We start from the raw sequence: 18,948 nt of genomic DNA on the forward strand, positions 1-18,948 counted from the left end.
AGATGATCTCAGACGGCTCGGAAACGCCGAAAGCAGGAATGAGGAACGGTATGTCCGCGGGACGCCAGATCAAGCTCTTCTTGGCAGAAGGTAAGCCAGGAGGACTCACTACTGCTGAAATCATGAACTGGACCGGGCATATCGTGTCGGCTTCCAGATCAGACCTCGCCCAACTGCTGGGGCGTGGAGAACCCCAACGAACGGGTGTTTATATTCTCCTGGGGGACCAAGTCGACGCAGTGTCGTCCCACACTCGCGCTGTATATGTCGGGGAAGGGGATGACATCTCCAGCCGACTCAAGGAGCATGCACGTTCTGACGATCAAGGCGGAAAGGATTTCTGGGATCGAGTTCTGGTCTGCACATCCAAGGACGCCAATCTGACGAAAGCTCACGCCAGATACTTGGAGTCGAGGCTCATTTCCGTCGCTACATCAGCGGGCCGCTCGAGCGTACTAAATGTTCAGAAGCCCGAACCGACTGCCCTGCCGGAAGCGGACATTGCGGATATGGAGTACTTTCTTTCCCAGTTGCTCATCGTTCTGCCGGTGCTAGGCGTCAATGAGTTCAAGTCCCCGATTACTGCCCCGAAGCGGGAAACTGAAGTCTCTAGGGCCACGCGGCTGGGCACAGGAGAGACAGAATCGCCCATATTCATCTTCAGCATCGACAAACATGGAATCGAAGCCCGGGGCCTGGAGTCTGACGGTGAATTCGTCGTTCTCCGCGGCTCCCGGGGCCGGCCGCAGTGGGTGCAGACTCAGCGGCGCGGTGGCTACCGTTCCCTGTTCGAGAAGCTCCTCGAGAATGGTTCCATCACAACTTCTCCTGAACAATCCACGGCGACGTTCACGCGAGACGTCCCTTTCAGTTCTCCTTCTGCCGCCGCATCAGTAGTGGCTGGACGCGCAGCTAATGGTCGCAAATCATGGAAATCAGAGGCCACAGGAGAGACCTTCGGCGAGTGGGAGAACCGGGGCGTCAATACAGTGTCCGCCTAGCTGTCGTGGTTCATGAAGTTTTTGTCGGCGTGAATTGGTGCGGTGGCGAACCGCTTTCTGCCCGCAACGGTGCCCCAGATCCAGTCGTTTCGTCGGAACCAATGTGGACGGAACTCTGGGCTTATCAGTACTGGCCACCTGCAACACAGGCCCCTGTGAGCCTGCCACAGAAACGAGTGTCGCAGTCCACGTCTCGCGCTCACCGATAGTGGGTCCACCCCCAGATGTCACGCAGGGTGCGGTTCTCAAGTCAGTGCGGGAGAAATGACCACCATTGTCATCAAACTCGAAGGCTCTGACGGACTAGTTCGCCGTGACTAGTGGCTCAAGTTTTGGGACTACGTCGTACTCTCGTCGCCTTCTGTCCCAAACGCCCACAGAAGGATCGCGTGGAGTGATACCAGCGCCTGCGTCCCGTCGGCGTCACAGCTTCCACCTCGCGGGCACCGAAACCGCGTAGTCCGGCACCCCGATCGCCTTGAAGTGCTGCTTCGCGGCCTTGATCTTGGCGTTCTCCGTTGGGCGACGCCTGATCTCGTCCTCCGTGCTCTTCGTCTCTCGAATCATGTACACCCGCTCTTGACCGTCCTCGTGCTTCACGATCGCCCAGTCCGGGTTGTACGGGCCGACCGGGGTGTCAATCTTGAACTTGTCCGGCAGCTTCATGAAGAACTTGATGTCCTCGCGGCCGTCGAGCAGTTCCGCGAACTGGCGCTCGGGATCGGAGTCGTAGACAACGTAGTCGAAGTTCGACTTGTCCGCGTTCTCCAGCTTGTACATCTGGTCGAGGAAGCGTTCCTTCTCCTCCTCGCCGTCCTTGCGCAGCTCACGCAGCTCGTACACGGAGCCTGCGATCTTCTCGTACTGCACACCGTCGACGACGAGTTTGGCGAGCTCGGTCTGCATGAGGCGCTTCGCCATCGCGATGAAGTCGTTCGGGTTCGCGATGAACTCGCCCAGCCGGCCGCTGCCGACGAGGACATCAACGATAGTTTTGCGGGTGAGGGAAGTGGCCTCCTGCAGCTCTCCGATGATGTCGGGCAGGTCGTAGCTGCCTCGGAGTTCCTGCTGACGTGACCCGAGTTCCTGGCCCTTCGCGCCACCGCGGAGCACCTTCACGCCCGCGCGGGTGACCTGGATGCGCAGCGGGTCGATGTCTGGTGCTTCCTTGATCGCCTTGACCGAGTTCTCGATGATCTTGTCGCGCTCCACCTCGACGCGGTACGTGGTGCGGCGGCTGATCGTCTCCCAGATCTTCTCGAACTCCGGGTTCGCGAACAGCTCCTTGTTGAGCTTGCGCGAGTGCCGCTTGCTCTTCGGCTTGACGTATTTGCCGATGTTGGCGCGGCCGACCAGCTCGATGACGAACGGCTCGGCCCACATGAAGTCGACGGGCATGTTGAGGCTGAAGTCGAGCGTGTTCGGCTGGAACTTCGGCTGCACGACACCGTCCTTGTCGATGAACTTCTGCGCGAGCAGGTGCTCCCAGATCGACACAGACCCCTCATAGCCGAGGTTCTCATCGGTGAGCGACCCGTCCGGGTTCTGCAGCGGGATCTTCGAGAACTCCGCCTTGCGCACACGCCCGATCTCCACGCCCGCGTCCTTATACTCCTTCTGGAGCGCGTCGGCGAACTGCTTGTACGACTCGTTCGCGACCACCGTCAGCGTCGCGATGCCGCGGTCGGCCACACGCTCGTAGCCGCCCTCGCTCTTCGCGACCGGCAGGCGTAGACCACGCCCGAGCGTCTGGCGGCGCTCCGTCTCGGCGCCCATCTCGCGCAGGGTGCAGATCTGGAAGACATTCGGATTGTCCCAGCCCTCGCGCAGGGCAGAGTGGCTGAACACAAACCGCGTCGGCTCGTTCTCGTCGAGCAGCCGTTCCTTGTCCTGCATGATCAGCTCGTAGGCGTCGTCCTCGGCCTTGGTCGTGCCTGACTTCGAGACCTCCTGAAAGCCGTCAGGTGCGCCCTTCTTGCCCTTGAGGACAGAGAAGTAGCCGCGACGCAGCTCGGCCGGCTCCTGCGGGAGCAGCTCCTGCCACTGCGGAGACTTGGCACGCTCTTCACGGAACAGCTCGTCGAACCACTGCACAAACTGACCGTTCGCATCGAGATTGTTCGAGCCGTCACCGAGGAAGCTTTCCACCTTGTCGATGAAGAACAGGCTGAGCACCTTGATGCCCTTAGCGCGCAGTTGCGACTCCTTGCGCAGGTGCTCCTTGATCGTCTCGCGGATCATCTCCTTGTAGATCGCGCCCGACGGCCCGCCGATGCTCTCGCCCTGATACAGATAGCCATGCAGTGTCAGGTCGACGTACGCGGGTTCGATGCTCATCTCGTTGACGCGCCAGCCGTCGTAGTTCGCGTTGTTCGTCAGACGAGGATCGGACAGCTCCTGATTCTGCTTGACGTTCACCACCCGGCGCTCGAGCGAACCGTCCGCCTTCCGGCACGACAGCTCCAGCCGAGCGACCCAGCCCTTGTCGTTCTTGACCTCGACAAGCTTGATGTACGGCGTCGCATCCGCACCCTGCTGCTGCACATCGGCCACCACGATCTGCTTCACCAGACCGAGGTCATGTGCGTCGACGGGGTCGAGCCGGTAAACGACGTTGCGGAGCTTCTTGTGCGTCGCGCTGTAGCGCAGCGTGAACACCGGGTCGAGTTCGCTCACGGCCGACTGAGAGAGCAGGGACTCCATGTTCTGCGGCTCGTCCATGATGACGACCGGGTGCGTCGCCTTCAGGTAGTCGATCGGCTTGAGGCCGTTCAGCTTGTCGCGCGTCTGGTGGATGATGCGCGTGTTCGCGTTGCCACGGATCGAGTCGATCGTCATCACCATGATCTGCACGTTGGTCGACGTCGCGAACGCGCGTACCTCATCCGCCGCTTTACCGCTGTAGACCGACGAATCGAAGGTGATATTGCGCTTCTTGTACAGGTTCTCGAAGTGCGAACGCATGAGCCGGATGCTCGTGTTCACACCCTCACGGATCGCCACACTCGGCACGAGGATGACGAACTTCGTGAAGTTGTACCGCTCGGTGAGCTCGAAGATGGTGCGGAGGTACACGTACGTCTTACCTGTACCCGTCTCCATCTCGATGTCGAAGTCGAGCGCCGAGCCCTCGAAGAGCCTCGAGGCGACCTCGAGGCCGTTCTTGTCCTGCACACGCTGCAGGTTCGCGAGCACCGTGTCGCGGTCGAGCACTAGGCGGTTACCGACGGCGCCGACCTCCTGCGAGAGGTCGAGGTCCAGCGCCGCGTTCTCCGTCTCGTTGAGCGCGGCCACCTGGCCGCGCAGCGTCGTCTCCAGCTTCTCGGCATCCTTCGGCTGACCGTCGAACAGGTCGACGACAGAGTGGATCGCGTCGAGCTGGTAGGGCTGACTCGCGTCGAACTTGAATCCGCTGCTCGCTGTGTTGTCTCCCATGATCAGGCCGTCCAGAGCTCGATGCCCTTGCTCTTGCAGAGCTGGGCCAGATTGGTCTTCAACTGATCGTCACCCTGGAATGCATCCTCAAGGACGATCAGACGAGCGGGGTCTTCATCCACGACGGCACGTAGTTGCTCGAGCGTCGGCTTGACGTGCTCATTAAGGTAGGCGAGCACGATGCCGTTACCCACCGAACGTAGTTCGAGGCCGGCCACATCGACCGGAGCAATCTGCTCCGTCAACGAGTAGCCCTGCTTGAGCAGAATTTCCACGAGGAGATCGTCGGCCGAAGCGTCATCCGCACTGCTGGACTCACGCAGGTCGAAGAGGTGCTGCTCGAGCTGGTGGCGATCGACGTCGCTAGAGACCTTCCACTTCGAGAAGTTTGTGTCGGCGAGCTTCATGACCCGGAATCCACAGTCATACTCGGTCGCATCCTGACCACTGCTTGCGACAGCTTCAGCAGCCAGCCGGATACGTTCCCGGCTCAGGTCAGCGATGTTGCGGTAGCCCGCGGCTCGAGCCACAGATTTATCATTCGTCGGCTCGGGGAGTTGCACGACGATATACCTACGATTGCCACCGTCTTCGGCGTTCGCCCGAAGCACCGCATCCGCTGTTGTCCCAGAACCTGCAAAGAAGTCGAGCACCAAATGCTCAGAGTCACGCTTCGTGCCGATCTCCAGCATCTTTCTGAGCAAGGCAGTCGGTTTCGGGGTGTCGAAAACGCGCTGACCATCGAATAGTTCAGATACCTCGTCCGTCGCGTTCTGGTTCGTTCCAGCCTCGTCGCTGCTCCAGTACGACGCAGGTGTCTGGCCCGTGGCTTCCGACAGGAATCGTTTCACTCGCGGAACGTTGTCGCCCGACTGCCCAAACCAAATTCGGTTATCCGCGCGCAACTCTTCGAAGGTGCGCTCTACCAGCCCCCAGGAACGTCCGCTCGGAGGTGAAATTCGACGTCCGCTCGGCAGTGTCACTTCGAAGTACTGATCTTTTGTAGCGCGACCAGTCATCCCGGTCATGTCTACCGAAGCCCACGGTCCTCTCGGGTCGTCGTCCGGGTTGGTGAATGCAGCGACACGTGATGAACTCAGCGAAGCTTTGCCAATAGCGTCTTTAACATAGGCCCCCGACCGTACGTAGCAGAGGATGTGATCATGTACTGCCCCGATGGTGGAACGAGCATCCGGGGATGCTTTCTTGCGCCACACAATTGACGCAACAAAGCAGTCCTCCCCGAACACCTCGTCACACATACGTCGCAAGTTTGCGTACTCAGTGTCATCGATCGATATAAAAACAACGCCATCCTGCGTCAACAGGTTCCGCGCGAGCTTGAGTCGCGGGTACATCATGTTGAGCCAGTTCGAGTGATACCGCCCCTCGGTGTCGGCGTTGCTCGAGAGCTTCTTGCCCTCCTCGTTGACCTGCCGCGTCCACTCCAGGTAGGTGTCGAGCCCCTCCTTGTAGTTGTCCGGGTAGACGAAGTCCTTGCCGGTGTTGTACGGAGGATCGATGTAGATCATCTTGATCTTGGCGTGGTAGTGCTTCTGCAGGATCTTCAGCACTTCGAGGTTGTCGCCCTCGATGAACACGTTCTTGGTGGTGTCCCAATCTTTCGAGTTGTCGAAGTCGGGGCGCAGCGTCGCTGTCGTCGGCTCCTGAGCGGCACGCAGGGCGCGCTTCTTGCCCGGCCAGAACAGTCCGAAGCGCTCGCTGGTGTCGGCCGCGTCGCCGTCCAGCAGCTCCTTGAGCTTCTCCACGTCCACCTTGCCGTCGGCAATGACCTCGGGGACCAGCTCTGCAAGTTGTGAGGCGAGCTCGGTTCGGAAGTTCGGGGTGGTGGATGGTGTTTCGTGGATTTCTTCGCTCATCGGGTATTTCTCGTTCCTCAGTTTAACAATTTCGATGTCTTTTGTGAACGCTGACCGTTACGCGACGATGCGCCAACGGATCGCGAACAGGTGCTCCGTGTCTTGGGTGCCCTGCAGGGATTGCTCGATCATGTCGAGCTTCTCGTCGATCTCTGCCTGCAGCTTGCGGCGTGCGTCGCGGAAGTCGTCGTCGGCTTCGTCCGCCCGGCGCTCCCACTTGCGGGCCTCACGTTTGAGTTTGAGCTGCTCCATAGGGTCATCCGCTTGCTTCGCCGCCTTGCGGGCTTCCTTCTCCTTGGTGCGGTACTCGCGGATCTTGCCTTCGTGCTCGGCCTTGCGGTCCTGCTGGTTGCGGTAGAGCAGTTCCTCCTGCTGGTCGTAGTAGCGAGAGTTGCGCCCCTGGACTTCTTTCTCCAGCTCACCGAGCCGCGCTTTGAGCTGTGGCTCGACCTTGGCGACGTCGACCGCGACGGGTTGTTCACCCACGCCTTGGCAGGCGAGGTCGAGGATGTCGGCGACGTATTCCTCGTCCAGGTACTGGCCGTCGTCGGTCATGCCACCGGCGAGCATGTACGACTCGGAGATGTCCTCGTCGCGCGCCCGCATCGTGAAGGTCAGCAGGCTGACCGTCAGCTCGCCACTCTTGCCTTCGAGCGCCTTAACAGCGTTGCTGGCCCGCTTCGACTGGCCGAGTGAGAAGGTCAGCTCGCGCTGCGGCGTCTCGTGCGCCTTCGCGGTGTCTGCGATGTGCTGCGCGAGCGGACCGGCGTAACGGTACTGGTGCGCGTTCGGGAGCGGCTTCGACTTGAAGAAGTAGCGGCCCGTCGGTGCATCCTTGGTAGGAGCCTGGTTCAGCACGAACGTGCGACCGTCGCCCTCGAACGTCGCGACGTCACGAAGCTCGTGCTGCGTGATCGAGAGCAACAGGCGCTCGAACTTGTTGAGCACGTCGCCCGACTGCTCGTCGTACGCCTTCAGTCGATCCTGCACATGCGGGTCGAGGTGGTCGAAGACCTTGGCCTTGGCGCTGGCCATTTCCTTCGAGATCTCGCCCGCGAACTGATCCTCAAGCTGTTTGAACGCCGCGTCGATCTCGCCGGCCGTCTTGCAGCGGGTGAGGATGTCGCTGATTCGCTTCTCGAAGTCAAGGCCATCCTCCACCGCGCCAAGCACCTCGTCGCTGGCACCGAACACGCTCGAGAACAGTTGGAACTTGTTGGTCAGCAGCTCGAGGATGCGTTGCTCGGCGATGTTGCCCTTGTTCGAGAAGTTCACGACGACGACGTTGTGCTTCTGGCCGAAGCGGTGCACGCGGCCGATGCGCTGCTCGACGCGCTGCGGGTTCCACGGCAGGTCGTAGTTGACGAGCATCGAGCAGAACTGCAGGTTGATGCCCTCAGCCGCTGCTTCGGTGGCGATCATGATCGTGCCTTGCTCGCGGAAGTAGTCCACGAGCGCCTTACGTCGGTCGACCGCCGGGATGCCCGTGATCAGATCGCCGTCCTTGTTGGCGGTCAGCCATGCCTGGTAGATCGCCGTCTGCTCCGGCGAGGTGTTCGACCCGTTGAACAGCACGATGCCCTCGCCGCGACCGGCGTCGGCCAGCGTGCGGGCGATGTACTCCTGCGTCTTGGTCGAATCGGTGAAGATGATCGCTTTCTCGGCGGCGCCCAGCTCACGCAGGCGCTCGAAGCCCATGTCGAGAGCCTCGTGCAGCTTGACCGCCTTCTGATTGACGGCGATCGAACGAGCAAGCGCCGCATACTCGCGGAGCTCATCCACCTCGGCGCGCATGCGCTTGAGAGTCTCGGCATCGAGCTGCGCGCTCGACGTCTGAGCCGTCGTCTCCTCGGCCTCCTCGGCCTCCTCGACGATCTCTTCCTCGAGTTCGTCACCGGCCTCAAAGTCGGCCAGGAACAGCCCACCTCGGTTGTCACGGAGCTTGCCCCCGGCCACCTCGTCCGCCAGACGATTGGCGATGTTCTCCAGCGTGCTCGCAACGGCATACGTCGACGAACCGAGCCGCTTGCGGATGATGAGCGCAGAGAGATGGCGCTGCGAGCCTGCGAACGCGAACAACTCGTCGCGCTGCAGGTAGTCGTTGACGAGGTCATACAAGCGCACCTCGTCCGGCGATGGTGTGAACTCCACCGTCAGCGGCATGCGCTTAGTGAACCGAATGTACTTGTTCGCGTCCTTGCGGAGCGTGCGCTTAGAGATCGCCGCCACACGCTCGACCAGGTCGTCGTCGCCCGTCAGGTCACGACTCTTGATGTACCGCTCTCGGAACGCGTCGAGCGAGTAAAAGTAGTCAGGGTCGAAGATCGAGACGAGGCCGTACAGCTCCTCGAGCTTGTTCTGCAGCGGCGTCGCAGTCAGGAGCACCGTCTTGTGCGCGCCACGAGCTACATGCGAGACAGCTCCCGCCACCCTCGCCTTGCCGTTCCAGTAGCTCCGTAGCCGATGTGCTTCGTCTGCCACCACGAGGTCCCACGACTTCAGCAGTGCGATCTCGTGTCGGAGGACGAACTCGTACGAGCAGATCAGCACCTCAGCAGCGCGGGTGTCCGTCTTCGCGAGCAGCGTATCCTTCGACTTGGCGTCGAGGATCGTGGACGGGATGAGGAACTTCTCGTACAGCTCCTGCTTCCACTGCTGACGCAAGCTCGAGGGCGCGATGATCAAGATATGCCGCTTGCGTTCAGCCCAGTACTGCGAGATGACGATGCCCGCCTCGATCGTCTTCCCCAGGCCCACCTCATCAGCGAGGATCACGCCAGGCAGGAACGGGGTTTGGAGAGCGAACAGGGCAGCATCAATCTGATGCGGCTTCGGCTCTACCTGCGCATCAAACAGCAGGCCCGCCAGCTTGCCGACGTGATCATTCGCGTAACTGCGCTGCAGCTCGTGCGCGAAGTACTTCGCTTGGTAGTCAGTCAGCGGACTGGGCATGACACGTGACTACAAACATGTCTCATGCGCGATCAGCACGCGTGGAAAGAACATCATCGGCAAAGTCCTCCGCTCACACGCCCATCCGATCTCGGGCCGCTATGCTCCGTTCCCGTCAGAATAGCCGCAACACTCGAGGGGACGACGTAACGGCCCATCCATGGCTCTCCACACTCCATCCGGCGCGACGGCGCCGCCCCAGGAGAACTGAAGCGGCGCCGTCGGGCTTGATGTTCTTCTAGCGTGTGGCTGATCAGGCGTCGATGACGACCACGGTGATCAGCGGGGCGCGGCGGTAGACGCTGTCCAGGTGGCGGGAGACGGAGTCGCCGATGAGCTTCTCCAGCTTCTCCACGTCGTCGATGTTGCGGGCCTCGGGCTTGCCCAGAGCGGTCTTGACCTTCTCGGCAGCGCCCTTGAACGTCTTGGAGTCCTGGATGAAGCCCTTGGTGATGAACTCCAGGGGCTCGGCCAACTGGTTGGTGTCCGGGTCCACGATGGCGACGACGGTGACCGCGCCGCCCTCCTGGAGCAGCCGGCGCTCGACCAGAGTCTCCTCGGTGACCTTTCCGACGGTGTTGCCGTCCACATAGACCAAGCCGGCCTCGACCTGCCCGGAGACACGGGCCTTGCCGTCGACCAGGTCCACGGTGGTGCCGTCCTTGACGACCAGCACGTTCTCCGCGGGCACGCCTGTGCGGATGGCCAGCTCAGCGTTGGCATGCAGGTGCTTGGACTCGCCGTGCACCGGCATGACATGGGTGGGCTGGACGATGTTGTAGCAGTACACCAGCTCGCCAGCGGAGGCGTGGCCGGATACGTGGACCTTGGCGTTGCCCTTGTGGACCACCTGGACACCGAGGTCGGTGAACTTGTTGATGATGCCGTAGATGGCGTTCTCGTTGCCCGGGATCAGGGAGCTGGCCATCAGGACGGTGTCGCCCGCGCCGAGCTTGATCTGGTGGGTGCCGTTCGCCATGCGAGACAGGGCTGCCATGGGCTCACCCTGGGACCCGGTGCAGACCAGGGCGACCTTGTCATCCGGCATGGACTGCAGCTTCTTGAAGTCCACCAGCAGGCCGCGGGGCACGCGCAGGTAGCCCAGGTCTTTGGCGATGCCCATGTTCTTCACCATGGAGCGGCCGACGAAGGCGACCTTACGGCCGGAGGCGTGTGCGGCGTCCAGCACCTGTTGAATGCGGTGGATGTGGCTGGCGAAGCTGGAGACGATGATCCGCTTGGGGGCGGTGGCGAAGACCTTGTCGATCGCCGGGGTCAGTTCGCGCTCGGAGGTGGTGAAGCCGGGGACCTCAGCGTTGGTGGAGTCGGTGAGGAACATGTCCACGCCCTCTTCACCCAGGCGGGCGAAGTGGCGCAGGTCGGTGATCCGGTCATCCAGCGGGAACTGGTCCATCTTGAAGTCGCCGGTGTGCAGGATCAGACCGGCCTTGGTGCGGATGGCCACGGCCAGGGAGTCCGGGATGGAGTGGTTGACCGCGACGAACTCACACTCGAACGGACCGGCCTGGTGCTTGTCCTCGGCCTCAACGTGCACGGTCTTGGGGGTGATGCGGTGCTCGGTGAGCTTGGCGGAGATGAACGCCAAGGTCAGCTCGGAACCGATCAGGGGGATGTCCGGGCGCTCCTTGAGCAGGTACGGGACACCGCCGATGTGGTCCTCGTGACCGTGGGTCAGCACGATGCCGACGATGTCCTGCAGGCGGTTCCGGATGGACGTGAAGTCCGGGAGGATCACGTCGATGCCGGGCTGGTGCTCCTCAGGGAACAGAACGCCGCAGTCCACGATCAGCAACTTGCCCTGGTGCTCGAAGACGGTCATGTTGCGGCCCACCTCCCCCAGGCCGCCCAGAGGGGTGATCCTCACCCCGTTCTGGGGCAGGCTGTTGGAGGACTTGGATTTGCTACGGGGGGAACGAGCCAACGATTCACGCTTTCATCATGGGGTGGGGCGGAGCTCCGATGAGGCCGCCGATCCTGGCTCACGGTCGTCGCGAGGCAGGCGAAGTCTGAGGTCAGTCTACGCGGCGAGCGCGAAATCACGGCATGACCGGCGCCGTCCGCCGCGTTGGTTGGACCATCTTGAAGTTCTCGCTGGGTTACATGTGTTCACAGCAATGGCCAAGCCCCCAGGAGGTCAAGTGCCTACCTGACGGTCACTGGCTTCCAAGGCGATCCTCTCCCACGTGCATGAACTGCACCGAGCCGAATCAATGGGTTCCGAACCGGCGAGCTCGCACAAATAGCGCGCGGATTAGCTTGGACTAACCCCGGGCCGTAGCACCAAAGCGAATAGCCCACCGGGCTGAGTTTCACTTGTTGCGGTTGGCGAATGGCCGGTTCCCGTGAGTCGCCTTGAAGGCACCTATCAACTGAGTCTCCATCTCGGCTGCTTCCAGTCCGCTTTCGTCTTGGTCGACGGGATGCCAGGCAACGAGTAGATCCTCGGCGTCGTCGAGTTGCCAGATCGAACGGCCGCCGTTGTGGTTCGTACCGCCCGCCATGCCCGCACGACGGTACTGGCCAAGGCGCTTTCGCAGACTTGCCGAAGCCTTGCCGATGTAGACGACCGAGGCACCCTTGATCCATCGCTGGTTTAGCTCGTCCACTCCGTAAGGCGCGGCCTGCTTCTCCGACTGATAGATCCCCTCGTGACCGATCACGGGGTCGTGTGCCGATTCCCTGATGACGACGTACACGCCGGGAACGTTTGGGACATCCTTGCCCACCAGCGTGGACAGGGGAATGAATCCCTCCCACCCGTGTTCCTTAAGACCGGCCGCATCCCAGGTGGTGGGTGTGAGGCTGCTGGGCATCGGTGCAGGTGCCGGCACGGCGTCGTTGTCCATGGCACCAGCATCCCTCACAGCAGCGTCGTCTGACAGACACGACGCAACACGGCCCGGGTCCTGTGTTGGACCCGGGCCGCGCTGGTGGTGAGGTGACTGCGGTTGGTTACCGGCCGTCGTCGGGAAGGGTGGTGGAGGAACCGTTGTTCGACGGTGAGCTGCCGGTGAGGACGGAGTCCTGGACGCCGGTCTCTGGCTCGGGCTCGCGCACCACGCCATTGGCCGCAGCCAGCGCCTCTTCCCGACGCTCGCGGCGGTGGCGGATGTGCTGCACCGCCGAGACCACCAGGGCGATGGCCAGGACCGAATAGAGGATGATCGTCATCGGGGAGGAGACCAGGATGGAGGCGTCCCCCTCGGCCACGGTCAGGGCGCGGCGCAGCTCGGTCTCGGCCAGCGGCCCCAGAACCACGGCGATCAGCACCGGGGCCAGCGGGAACTGGTAGCGGCGCATCACGAAGCCCAGCAGGCCCACCAGCAGCAGCACCCACAGGTCCAGGGTGGCCGAGCTGATCGCGTACACGCCCAGCACCGAGAGGACCGTGATCCCCGCGTACAGGTAGTGGCGCGGGATGTAGAGCAGCTTGGCCCACAGCACCGCGAACTGCACGTTCATGATCACCAGGACCACGAGCCCGATGAACAGCGAGGCCAGCAGGGTCCACACCAGCTCACCCGAACGCTCGAACAGCAGCGGACCGGGCTGCATGCCGTACTGCTGGAACGCGGCCAGCATGATCGCCGCGGTGGCCGAGGTGGGCAGACCCAGGGCCAGCAGGGCGCCCATGGCGGTGCCCGCGGTCGCGTTGCCGGCGGCCTCCGGGGCGGCCACACCGCGGATCGAACCCGTGGTGCCGAACTCCTTGTCACCACGGCGCTTGGCCAGACGCTTCTCCGTGCCGTACGCCAGGAACGTGGGCACCTCCGAACCGCCGGCCGGGATGATGCCGAACGGGACGCCGAAGCCGGTGCCGCGCAGCCACGCCGGCAGCGCCTTGCGGAAGTCGGTGCCGTTCAGCCGCACCTTGCCCTTCGTCTCGATCTTCTGCGCCACCGGATCACGGTGAATGCGCCCGGCGATGTGCAGCACCTCGCCCAGGGCCAGCAGGCCCACCGTGATGACCACGATCGAGATGCCGTCGAACAGCTGCGGGATGTTCAGGGTGTAGCGCACGGTGCCGGAAGGCCCGTCCACGCCCACCATGGCCAGCACCAGACCGATGCCCAGCGAGGCCAGACCCTTCACCACGGACTCCGAGACCACCGAGGAGATGGCCAGGAACGCGAACACGGCGAGCGCGAAGTACTCCGCCGGACCGAACGCGGTGGCCATATTGACCAGGAACGGGGCGAAGAAGACCACCAGGGTGGTGGCGATCAGACCGCCGATGAACGCGCCGATGGCCGCCGTGGCCAGGGCCTTGGCCGCCCGGCCGTCCTTGGCCATCCTGTGGCCCTCAAACGTAGCGGCGATGGCCGAGGAGTTGCCCGGGGTGTTCAGCAGGATGCCCGAGGTGGAGTCACCGAACAGGCCGCCGAAGTACACGCCGGCGAACATGATGAACGCCGCGGTGGGGTCCAGGGAGAAGGTGATCGGCAGCAGCAGCGCCACGGCCATGGCCGAACCCAGGCCCGGCAGCACGCCGACCGCGGTGCCGAGCAGTGCACCCAGCACCACCCAGAGCAGGTTCATGGGGGTGAGGGCGGCGGCGAAGCCCTCGAACAGCAGACTCAGCTGATCCATGTCAGAGCAGTCCTTCCAGGAAGCCCGAGGGCAGGTTCAGTCCCAGGCCGGCGTTGAACGCCAACTGGATGATGGAGGCGAACACCAGCGAGACGCTGATGTCGAACAGGGCGCGCTGGGAGCCCAGGGCGCGGCAGACGATCCAGAACAGTCCCGCCGCGGAGAGGATCCAGCCCAGGAACGGCAGGGTCAGGATGAACAGGGCGATCCCCCCGACCACCATCCCCACGGTCTTCCAGTCCGTGTACGTCTTCCAGTCCTCCGGCAGCTTCGCGTCCGGGTTCTGACCGGCAATACGACGACGGCCCCGTTCCGTGGCGTTGGCCAGGTCACCGAGCAGGTCCGAGGAGATGTCCGCGTTCTCGGCATCATCCGTGGGGTCCGGCAGGCGCGGAGCGCGCAGGATCTGGATGGCGTGCAGGATGGCCACGGCGAACAGGACCACGCACACGATCGTCGGGAAGAACTGCGGCCCGGGGACCGAGGTCCCCATCACGTTCATGGTGGCCGTCTCGACGGCCAGCCAGGTGGCGATCCCGGCGACCAGGATCGGCATGATGATCTCACTGCGCCCGGTCCAGAACGTCCCCTCCGACTTCGAAGGAGGCTGGGGTGCGGGAGGCACCTGGGCGTCGTCGGGAAGCTGGTCTTTCTCCGTGCTCACTGTGCTCACAGTCCGAGTCCTTCCACGATCTCCTGGGTGCGCTCGATCTCGTCCTGCAGGAACGCCTCGAACTCATCACCCACCATGTAGCTGTCCGTCCAGCTGTTGCGCTCGAGGGAGTCCTTCCACTCATCCGTCTGGCGGTACTCGTCCACGATCTCCATCAGCTCGGTCAGCTCCTCGCCCTCCACACCGGGGGCGGCGGCCAGTCCACGCCAGTTCGCCATGACCGCGTCCACGCCCTGCTCCTTGAACGTGGGCACGTCCACGCCGGGCAGTCGCTCCTCGGAGGAGATCGCCAGCGCGCGCAGCATGCCGGCCTCCACCTGGTCGGCCACCTCGTTGTAGCCAGACATCCCGCCCACCGTGGTGCCGGAGAGCATGGAGGTCAGCGCCTCGCCGCCGCCGGAGTAGGCGATGTAGTTGGTGTCAGCCGGGTCGATCCCCACCTCTTCGGCCACCAGTCCGGTGAGCAGGTGGTCGATCGAGCCCAGGGAACCGCCGGAGATGGAGGTGCCGCCCGGGTCCTTCTCCCACGCCTCGATGAAGTCATCCAGGGTCTGGAACTCGGAGTCCGCGGGCACCACGAGCGCGGCGTAGTCATCCGCCAGGCGGGCCACGGGCTGGACCTGGTCCAGGGAGACGCCGGAATCGGCCAGCTCCACCGCGCCGACCATCACGCCGCCGGTGACCATCAGCATGTCCGAACGGCCTTCCATCTGGGCGAACTGGCCCAGCCCGATGGTTCCGCCCGCACCCGGGACGTTGACCACCTGGACGTTGTTGGAGATGCCGCCGGCCTTGATCGCCTGCTGGGACTCGCGGGCGAACCCGTCCCAACCGCCGCCGGGCGCCGCGGGGGCCATCAGCACCAGCTTGGCGCGCGCCGTGGCCTCACCGCCGTCCGACGCCGCGTTCACCAACGCCAGACCGACGACGCCGGCCGCGGCCACGCCGAGGATCGTGCGCTTGACTGTCCTTGAACTCATGGGATTCCGTACTCTCGAAGTGATGAGGTGCACCACAGGCAGCTGTGGTCTGGATCACTACGGTGACAGGGCGCCACGCGGCTTTCCAGGCCGGACGGGGTTGTGGTCATAAGTGGGGGTTAAGAAAGTTCTGACAACAGAAGCGACAGCGAGAACAACGACGACGGCGGGAGACAGGGCATGAATCCCACCCGGGAGCGTGGCCGGCTGCGGCGCAGCATGCGGCTGCGACTGCTGCTGCTCCAGTTGGCGATCGTGCTGTTCACCGTGCTGGCCGTGGCGTTGGTGGTGCTGCGGTTCGAGGACCTGCGCACCCGGGACCTGGCGTTCGAGCAGGTGCACACCGTGGCCGAGGAGATGGCCCAGAACCGGGACGTGGTGCGGTGGATCAACGAGCCGGAGGGCTCTGAGCACATCCAGCCGATCGCGCGCCTGGCCCAGCGTGCCGCCGGGGTGGCGTTCGTGGTGGTGGCCGACCGGGACGGACTGCGGGTGGCGCACCCTGATCCGGAGCAGATCGGGCGGCCGGTGTCTTCCGACCACGGACCGGTGCGCGGCGGGGAGACGTTCCGCGGGACGGAGGAGGGCCCCCTCGGGGTGACGTTCCGGTCCAAGGTGCCCGTGTGGGATGGGGATGAGGTGGTGGGCACCGTCTCGGTGGGCGTGCAGCAGTCCGAGATCCGCGGGGACCTGTTGGCCGTGGTGCTCGGCTTCGCGCCCTGGGTGCTCGGCGCCGCCGCGTTGGGGACAGCGGCTGCGGCGCTGGCCGCCCGGTACGTGCGCACACGGATCTACGGGGCGGAGCCGGAGCAGATGGCCGCCCTGCATCAGTCCCGCGAGGCCCTGCTGCACAGCGTGGGCGACGGCGTGGTGGGCGTGGATGAGCGCGGCGTGGTGACCCTGTTGAACGACGAGGCCCGGCGGCTGCTCGATCTGCCGCCCGATGTGACGGCGGAGGGTCGCCCGGCGCGGGAGGTGTTCGAGGGGGATGTGGGTGCGATGCTGGCTGGTGCTGGGGCGTCCGGGGTGGCTGGTGCGCCTGACTCCCCCGAGTCCCCTGACTCCACCGCGTCCCCCGAATCCACGACCCTGCTGCTGGCCGGCGAGCGCATCCTGGTGGCCCGCCTGCGCCCCGCGTTGATCGACGGCCGCCCCGCCGGGCGCACCCTCACCCTGCAGGACCGCACCGAACTGGAGACCACCGTGCGGGAGCTGGAGGGGCAGCGCAGCCTGGCCGAGACCCTGCGCGCCCAGACCCACGAGTTCTCCAACCGTCTCCACGTCATCTCCGGGCTGCTCTCCCTCGGGGAGGCGGACGAGGCCCAGCAGTACGTGCGCAGCCTGACCGGCACCCGCAGCGCGGCTGGCCCCGTGGATCTGGAGGATCCCTCCCTCACCGCGCTGGTGGGTGCGCAGACCGCGGCAGCCAGGGAGGCCGGCGTCGGGCTGTCCGTGGCGGAGGACTCCCACGTCCGTGCCGGCTGGCGCTCGGATGAGGACACTCTGACCGTGGTGGCGAACCTGCTGACCAACGCGATCGAGGCCGCGGGCGACGGCGGTCAGGTCCAGCTGCACGTGGACGCCGGAGCCGGCGGGGCCACCGTGCGCGTGGACGACTCCGGGCCCGGTGTGGACCCGGCGGTGGCGCGCGAGGTGTTCCGCTGGGGGGCTTCCACCAAACAGGACGCCGACGGGCGGTCCGACGCTGTTCCGGCAGGCGGGCGCGGGATCGGGCTGGCCCTGGTGGACAGGATCGTCCGACGACGGCTCGGCCAGGTGGACGTTGAGACCTCGCCTCTGGGTGGGGCGCGGTTCACGGCGGCCTGGCCGGGGCGGCCCGAGAGGGGAGAATGAGGACATGATCCGCACGCTGATCGTGGACGACGACTTCGCTGTGGCCGGGATGCACCGGCGGTTCGTGGAGGCCCTGGACGGGTTCGAGGTGGCCGGTGTCCTGGAACGAGGACAGCCCGTGCTCGAGTTCCTGGAGCAGCACGAGGTGGACCTGGTGCTGCTGGACGTGCACCTGCCGGACTACAGCGGGGTGGACGTGCTGCAGGAGCTGCGCCGGCACGGGCAGGACACGGCGGTGATCATGGTGACTGCCGCGAGCGAGCGGGACACCGTGCGCCGGGCGATCGGCCACGGGGTGGACGGCTACCTGGTCAAGCCCTTCAGCCGCGAGGAGTTCGACGCGCGCCTGCGCGAGTTCGCCGAACAGTTCGCCGCCGCTGAGAGTGCCGATGCTGTGGGTGCGGACGATGCCGCCGATGCGCTCGACCAGGCCGAGATCGATCTGCTGGTGCGCGGCGTGACCGGACGGGGAGCCCTGGGTGAGGCGGGCGCCTCAGGTGAGGGAGCCGCCGTCGGGAATGCTGTGGCCGGTGCCGGTGAAGCGGGGCTGGCGGAGCTGGCCGCGCGGCTGCCCAAGGGGTTCTCGGCGCCCACCCTGCAGCGGGTGGCGCAGGCCCTGCAGGAGCCCGGGCCGGGCGTGGACCTCTCCGCGCGCGAGGTGGCCGAGGCGTGCGGGGTGTCCCGGGTGAGTGCGCGGCGGTACCTGGACTTCCTGAGCACGCGCGGACTGGCGCAGCTGCGGCCCAAGTACGGTGCGACCGGCCGCCCCGAGCACCGCTACCTCTGGACCGGCTGACTTCTCAGATCACGTGTACGACGGATGTGGTGTTCATCGGCGTGTCTCTGTCTGGATCGTTCACGTGATCAGGGGGTGATCAGGGGGTGATGCGGGTTCTCAGAGGTCGCGGACGGATTCGCTGGCGACCAGCTGGCGCAGCAGGCTCAGGCGCAGGGTGCGGGCCTGTTCGAAGTGGCGGCGGGCGATCGCACGGGCCTGCTCGCGGTCCCGGCTGCGCAGGGCGTCCACCAGGGCGGCGTGCTCCACCAGGGACTCCTCCCAGCGGCCGTCCACGGAGAGGGTGGAGCGCGGGGCGTGCACCAGGTGGCCGTCCAGCCGCTGGAGCAGGTCGATCAGGATGGGATTCGCGGCGGCGTCCCAGACCGCACGGTGGAACTCCAGGTTGGCCTGGATCAGGGTGCTGTCCGAGCGGTCCTCGATCCGCTGGTCGCGCTCCAGCAGGGCCTCGAGCTTGAGCAGGTCATTGATGGAACGGTTCTCGGCAGCCTGTCCGGCCACCTCCTCCTCCAGCAGGATCCGCATGTCATACACCTGCACCACGGCCTGCGGGTCCACCCCGCGCACCTCGAGCCCGCGCCCGGTGCGCACGATCAGCCCGGCCTCCTCCAGCCGGATCAGCGCGTCCCGCACCGGCGTCCGGGAGACCCCGAACCGCTCCCCCAGCGCCACCTCACGCAGCAGGGTGCCGGCGGTGAGTTCGCCGCGCAGGATCTGATCGCGCAGGGCACTGAAGATGCTGTCGCGGTCATGCTTGGCTGTCATC

The 18,948-nt window shown here is 64.6% G+C and carries 12 protein-coding genes; 3 read left to right on the forward strand and 9 right to left on the reverse strand.

Annotated features, from left to right (window positions below; all coding sequences use genetic code 11):
• Window positions 1–2 precede the first annotated feature (2 nt).
• Window positions 3–1,001: a GIY-YIG nuclease family protein gene (locus ACEXHE_RS09080; RefSeq protein ID WP_374785561.1), complete on the forward strand. Its 999-nt coding sequence runs from the start codon at window positions 3–5 to the stop codon at window positions 999–1,001.
• Window positions 1,002–1,424: 423 nt separating this feature from the next.
• On the opposite strand, the gene ACEXHE_RS09085 is transcribed toward ACEXHE_RS09080, so the two are convergent.
• The 8 genes from ACEXHE_RS09085 to ACEXHE_RS09120 form a co-directional block, all read right to left on the reverse strand.
• Window positions 1,425–4,436, reverse strand: coding sequence for a DEAD/DEAH box helicase family protein (locus ACEXHE_RS09085; protein ID WP_374785562.1), 3,012 nt, complete (start codon window positions 4,434–4,436; stop codon window positions 1,425–1,427).
• Window positions 4,437–4,438: 2 nt separating this feature from the next.
• Entirely contained in the window at window positions 4,439–6,316 is a 1,878-nt protein-coding gene (locus ACEXHE_RS09090) for a site-specific DNA-methyltransferase (RefSeq protein WP_374785563.1), read from the reverse strand.
• A gap of 57 nt (window positions 6,317–6,373) precedes the next feature.
• Window positions 6,374–9,268, reverse strand: coding sequence for an SNF2-related protein (locus ACEXHE_RS09095; RefSeq protein ID WP_374785564.1), 2,895 nt, complete (start codon window positions 9,266–9,268; stop codon window positions 6,374–6,376).
• A gap of 253 nt (window positions 9,269–9,521) precedes the next feature.
• Window positions 9,522–11,153, reverse strand: a complete 1,632-nt coding sequence (locus ACEXHE_RS09100) for a ribonuclease J (protein WP_374785565.1) — start codon at window positions 11,151–11,153, stop codon at window positions 9,522–9,524.
• Window positions 11,154–11,598: 445 nt separating this feature from the next.
• Complete coding sequence (locus ACEXHE_RS09105; RefSeq protein WP_374785566.1) at window positions 11,599–12,135, reverse strand: hypothetical protein; 537 nt, start codon at window positions 12,133–12,135, stop codon at window positions 11,599–11,601.
• Between the two features lie 106 nt (window positions 12,136–12,241).
• Window positions 12,242–13,879: a tripartite tricarboxylate transporter permease gene (locus ACEXHE_RS09110; protein WP_374785567.1), complete on the reverse strand. Its 1,638-nt coding sequence runs from the start codon at window positions 13,877–13,879 to the stop codon at window positions 12,242–12,244.
• 1 nt (window position 13,880) lies between these two features.
• Complete coding sequence (locus tag ACEXHE_RS09115; protein ID WP_374785568.1) at window positions 13,881–14,552, reverse strand: tripartite tricarboxylate transporter TctB family protein; 672 nt, start codon at window positions 14,550–14,552, stop codon at window positions 13,881–13,883.
• Window positions 14,549–15,532, reverse strand: coding sequence for a Bug family tripartite tricarboxylate transporter substrate binding protein (locus ACEXHE_RS09120; RefSeq protein ID WP_374785569.1), 984 nt, complete (start codon window positions 15,530–15,532; stop codon window positions 14,549–14,551). The genes ACEXHE_RS09115 and ACEXHE_RS09120 overlap by 4 nt, the downstream gene beginning before the upstream one ends.
• Before the next feature lie 180 nt (window positions 15,533–15,712).
• Between ACEXHE_RS09120 and ACEXHE_RS09125 the strand changes: the two genes are divergently transcribed.
• Together ACEXHE_RS09125 and ACEXHE_RS09130 are read left to right on the forward strand one after the other, a co-directional pair.
• Entirely contained in the window at window positions 15,713–17,386 is a 1,674-nt protein-coding gene (locus ACEXHE_RS09125) for an ATP-binding protein (protein ID WP_374785570.1), read from the forward strand.
• Window positions 17,387–17,390: 4 nt separating this feature from the next.
• Window positions 17,391–18,182: a response regulator gene (locus ACEXHE_RS09130; protein ID WP_374785571.1), complete on the forward strand. Its 792-nt coding sequence runs from the start codon at window positions 17,391–17,393 to the stop codon at window positions 18,180–18,182.
• Between the two features lie 99 nt (window positions 18,183–18,281).
• Here ACEXHE_RS09130 and ACEXHE_RS09135 read toward each other — a convergent pair whose 3' ends face one another.
• Complete coding sequence (locus ACEXHE_RS09135) at window positions 18,282–18,947, reverse strand: GntR family transcriptional regulator (RefSeq protein WP_091695596.1); 666 nt, start codon at window positions 18,945–18,947, stop codon at window positions 18,282–18,284.
• Window position 18,948: the final 1 nt, after the last annotated feature.

Origin of the sequence: Micrococcus sp. IITD107 (genome assembly GCF_041927415.1) — a bacterium.
Taxonomy (GTDB): domain Bacteria; phylum Actinomycetota; class Actinomycetes; order Actinomycetales; family Micrococcaceae; genus Citricoccus; species Citricoccus terreus.